At 30.5% G+C, this 4,695-nt stretch carries 7 protein-coding genes; all 7 read left to right on the top strand.

The genetic code is table 11. From position 1 onward, the window contains the following. Positions 1-283: 283 nt before the first annotated feature. The 7 genes from RR409_RS20735 to RR409_RS20705 all read left to right on the top strand — a co-directional run bounded on the left by RR409_RS20735 (position 284) and on the right by RR409_RS20705 (position 4,504). Positions 284-1,402 carry a hypothetical protein gene (locus RR409_RS20735; protein WP_332559679.1) on the top strand — a complete coding sequence of 373 codons (1,119 nt, stop codon included), beginning with the start codon at positions 284-286 and terminating at the stop codon, positions 1,400-1,402. Between the two features lie 66 nt (positions 1,403-1,468). Next, the gene (locus RR409_RS20730; protein ID WP_332559678.1) at positions 1,469-1,963 is read left to right on the top strand and encodes a hypothetical protein; all 495 of its coding nucleotides are present in this window, start codon (positions 1,469-1,471) and stop codon (positions 1,961-1,963) included. A 291-nt stretch (positions 1,964-2,254) separates the two neighbouring features. Then, a complete protein-coding gene (locus tag RR409_RS20725; RefSeq protein WP_332559677.1) occupies positions 2,255-3,100 on the top strand; it encodes a helix-turn-helix domain-containing protein in 846 nt (281 codons plus the stop codon). Between the two features lie 187 nt (positions 3,101-3,287). After that, complete coding sequence (locus RR409_RS20720) at positions 3,288-3,521, top strand: hypothetical protein (RefSeq protein ID WP_332559533.1); 234 nt, start codon at positions 3,288-3,290, stop codon at positions 3,519-3,521. Continuing rightward, a complete protein-coding gene (locus tag RR409_RS20715) occupies positions 3,508-3,717 on the top strand; it encodes a hypothetical protein (RefSeq protein WP_332559676.1) in 210 nt (69 codons plus the stop codon). Before RR409_RS20720 ends, RR409_RS20715 begins: the two co-directional genes overlap by 14 nt. Before the next feature lie 215 nt (positions 3,718-3,932). After that, positions 3,933-4,202, top strand: a complete 270-nt coding sequence (locus RR409_RS20710; RefSeq protein ID WP_332559535.1) for a hypothetical protein — start codon at positions 3,933-3,935, stop codon at positions 4,200-4,202. Positions 4,203-4,351: 149 nt separating this feature from the next. After that, complete coding sequence (locus RR409_RS20705; RefSeq protein ID WP_332559675.1) at positions 4,352-4,504, top strand: hypothetical protein; 153 nt, start codon at positions 4,352-4,354, stop codon at positions 4,502-4,504. Positions 4,505-4,695: the final 191 nt, after the last annotated feature.

Genomic DNA, 4,695 nt, shown 5'->3' with positions numbered 1-4,695 from the left:
TTGGAGGTACTATATTTACTGTTGCGGACAGAGGTGGTGCTATCTATAAATTTGGTGACACGTACAGAATAGATATATGGTTTTCCAATCACGCAGATGCACTTGCCTATGGAAGGAGAAGTGTTTCCGCATACATTCACTAAGAGGCGAAAGCCTCTTTTTTTTTATGGATTTTTCCTTTACTTGATTTTTCATATTAAAAATGTTATAATATATATATAAGGTATGAAAGATAAATTAAATGAAAACTACAGAAGTACAATTAGTATACGGAGGTAATAAAATGAATAATTATTATGATAAAGAATTAGTAAATAAAGAATTTCCAGAAGCTATAATGGTGCCAGCTATGAAGGTGTGGTCTTTGCCAAAAGGAAAAGAGGGTATGCTTATAGATATGTGCGAAAATGGAGAGTATTTTGGGCAAATTAAAAAGGATGGTTTTTGGTATGAGTTTAATAAAACAGAAAATAACTCTTATCTATTCAGTAGGAATGAATCAACTACAAATGGTTTGTTGACAGAGAAATTAAGTAATGTACCTCACATAGGAAAAGTATTAAATGTTTTACCAAAAGACACAATAGTAATAGGAGAGGTGTATGTGCCTGGAGGAACATCTAAAAATACAACTAGAATTATGGGAAGTTTGCCGCAAAAGGCAATTGAAAGACAAGAAGAAGAAGGTTTAATACACTATTACTTACATGACGTTATTATGTTTAATGGCGTTTGTTTGTTGAATAAAGGTGCGGCTGAAAGGTACAAAGTCTTATTGAAAATAGTGGAAACATTTAGCTTGCTGGATAATGATTTTATAGAGTTGGCTATTGCTTATACAGATAATTTATATGAAAGAATAGGAACTGCATTAGCAAATGGAGAGGAGGGAATGGTTCTCAAAAAGAAGGGTTCAATCTATTCTCCAGGAAAGAAACCTGCTTGGTCAGCTATTAAATGTAAAAAAGTAGATTTCGCAGATGTTGTTTGTATGGGGTTTGAGGATGCAAAAGAGAATTACACAGGTACTGAATTAGAAACTTGGCAATTCTATAAAGATTCTCAAGGAATAAAATATAACACTTTTGAATCTGCACAAGTAAGTGAGTGTGCGATTTATCCTATAACAAAAGCACATTATTATGGATGGAAGAACTCTATAATAATAGGAGCATACAATAGTAAAGGTGTATTAGAGAAAATAGGAACTGTTAGTTCAGGACTAACAGACAGCATGAAAGCTTCAATTACTAAAGAGCCAGAAAAATACATTGGGCAAGTTTTATTTGTGCAATGTATGGAATTGGATAGCGAAGGAAAAAGCTTAAGACATGGCATATTTAAAGGATTTAGAATTGATAAAAATGCTATTGAGTGTACTATAAAAGATATCTTTAATTAGGAACTCTATCTAAGATAGAGTAGATTTAAAATATGAATATGACATAATGTAAAGGAGGAATTATTAATGAGTAATTTTAAAGCTGGGGACAAAGTTGTAAAAACTAATGGCAGGGACTGGAGTGATGGTAGTGAGTATAAAGAAATCGTTTCGGTTAATAGTGATGGAATTTCCTGTCACGTCAAATTATTCTCAACCACTGCTCAGATCAGTGAACTTAAATTATATAAACCCAAATACAACCACTTAGAGGTTTTAAGAAATATTAAAACAGGAGAAGTTTGGGTAGCTATTGATAATAGTATAACCATAACGAAAACAAAAGAAGGTTTGATTATTATAGGTAGCAATTCAGCATTGAGTAAAATTATAATTGACACAAATACTGAATACACTTTAACAAAAACATCAGTAAGTTTCCAAGAGGCGTTTTTAGCATATGAGGATGGAGGAGTGATAGAGAGTGAAGTAGACCATGAAATATTCTACAACTCTAAAGAAGGTGAAGGGTGTTGTTTTTCACCAAAACAAATAAGAGGAATGTGGTTTATAAATAATTAAAACAAAAGTAAAGTAAGTGAATTGCGGCGTTCGCTTACTTTTTTTTAACAAATAAAAAATGACAAATTTAGTAGCTCGTGAGAATGTCTTTAAAAAAAGTGACAAATTTAGTAGCTCCTTTCTTAAAAAAAGTGACAAATTTAGTAGTTCGTTTGATGTAATTTTGGACATTTTTAGTAGCTTATCCTAATCACTAATCCTTAATCAGTTTTTCCTAATCAAAAGAACTCTCACTTCGTGAGAGTTCTTAGGGACAAAAAGCCGCTCAAAATCAAAAAGGGGGACATGACCATGAATGAAGGCAAAAGAAGATTTAGCCTGGAGGAGAATTTCATGAAAGGAAACGTGAATGATATTATCTATGGAAAACTGCAAGCTGTAAGCAAAATCAATGAGAAAAAAGAAAGGTACTCCTTTAGTACTGATTTCAATTTAAAAGACCTTGCAGCTAAGCTACAAGTCTCAGATAGAACCATAAGTCGTCATTTAAAATCACTTGAAGCTGCTGGTTTTATAATCAAAGGAAAAGAATTACATCAAGAAGGTAAAATGAAGAGTTGTTTTTATTTACCTTATAATGTTAATGAAAGATATAAATTAATCCCCACAACTACGTTAGAGTTCCTATTGGACGTAGCAAAACCAAAAGTAATAAAGGCTTATTTGTACTTTTTAGATAAATACAGTTGGAAAGAAAAAACAAAAGAAACATATGTATTTACGAACGAGGAGGTTATGATAGGAATAGGTTTAAAGATTAATGACAGTAAGAATTATCAACAAATGAGAAACATCCTTATTTCTCTTGAAAATCATGGCTTAATATCATATGTTGAGTTTAGGCACAAAGGTGTCATACCTAACAAAAGACTAACTAATGTTAGTTTAGTTGTGAAAGGACTGGAAAAGGAAACTCAAAAAGAATTTGCTCAAGAAGAAAAGATAATAGAACTTAACTCTGTTGTCTATCCTAAGCAGCAATACGAAGAATTTAAGAGCAGTGTAGAAGTTGCAAAAGACAATAACATTCCTATTGAATATTTAGGTGAAAATCTTATTAAATATATATCAACAGGAAAGATATTTAATATAATAGGAGCTTCTTCATTTGAGATAGAAGAGGAGTTAAAACTTTAAATGTAAAAGTATAAGGAGTGATTAGTTTGATAAGCACATTTGTAATTGGCTTCATTTGTGGCTCTTGTATTGCCACTTTAACTATAATGATTGGTTTTTATGTTAATAAAGATTAATTTCAGAACAGTTGACAAATATAAATAATTATGATATAATAAGAGTATATTATAGAAGGAGGTTAAATTTTATGGATATGAATATGTTATCTAAAATGTTCGGTGGTGGAAATTCAATAACACCAGATATGATTGCACAATTTACAGGAGTTTCAAAAGAAATGATAGAGCAAGTTACTGGCGTTCAAAAGATGCTTAATAAATTACCAAAAGATGAACAAGTCAGAATTATGACAAGCTTTGTAGATGATTTAAAAAGTTCTGTTAGTAAAATAGAAGGGACTGTAGTAGATGATACTAAGTAACACAAAGAAATGGGCAAAGGAAATTCTTAGATGCGAAAGTATTTTAGAAGATGTAAATGCTGATACAAAAGATAAAGAGCAGGCTCAATGGAAGATTGAAAGTATAATGAGAATTTATGAAAAAGACTTAGAAAAGACTTTGGAATTGATTTCTGAAATAGAAAAATTAATTACAGAAATGTTTGACAAAGTATAGTAAATATGATATAATAAGTATATAAGATATGAACAGCAATTAATATTTATTTGGATAAATTAAAGTATCTTGAAAAAAAATCTTTTAGAAATGTTTGACAAAGTATAATAAATATGATATAATAAGTATATAAGATAAGTAAATAACTTGGTAAAATACCAGTTAATAAATAAAAAAAATATGTAGCGGCAACCCCGCAGAAGGAGAAATAAATTATGGCTATATCACAAAACACAGTAAACGTTATCAACTACTTAAAGGGAATAAACGATGCAGATGTTACTGCAAACGACATTGCAGAAGCTTTAGACTTATCACCTAGACAAGTTAATGGAATATTAACAGGCGGCTTACAAAGAAAAGGTTTATGCACAAGAGAAGAAGTAGAAGTTGTATTAGCAGATGGAAACCACAAAGTAATTAAACTAATCAAGTTAACATCAGAAGGAAAAGCATTTGATCCTACAGCTGAAGTTGCAGTTTAAGACTAGTAAATAGTTAATTAAGAAACTCAAGTTAATTCTTGAGTTTCTTTTCTATGTAAAGACTTAATTTGATTTTTTAATAAAAATATGATATAATAAATATATAAGATATAATATTAAAAATAATGTAAGGGAGGCTGGGTAATAATATGTTCGTCTGTCAAAAATGTGGAGCTAAATTTGAAAGAGATACTCACTACTTATATATTTTGGAACTACAGAACTGCATAAATGCACTTATGTTTGGAAGAAAAATAGTTGATTTGTGTGGAAACTGCAACCATTTTGAATATGAGAAGTAGCTCACAATATATAAAGGAGGAGACAATTATGAAAAAAGATAATTTTATAGAAATGGTAGAGGCACTTATCAATATCTTAGAAGATAAATCACTATTAACCAATGGTTACCCAGAAGGATTGGAATATTTTACCAGCCTTAAAGAGGGGAAAGATAAAGATAAGACAAAGCCGCAACTCACAGATAATGGAA

It is taken from the genome of Clostridium sp., assembly GCF_036642255.1.
GTDB lineage: Bacteria > Bacillota > Clostridia > Clostridiales > Clostridiaceae > Clostridium_J.
Note: the sequence above shows the minus strand (reverse complement) of the source record. Positions and strands in the feature narration are given on the sequence as shown.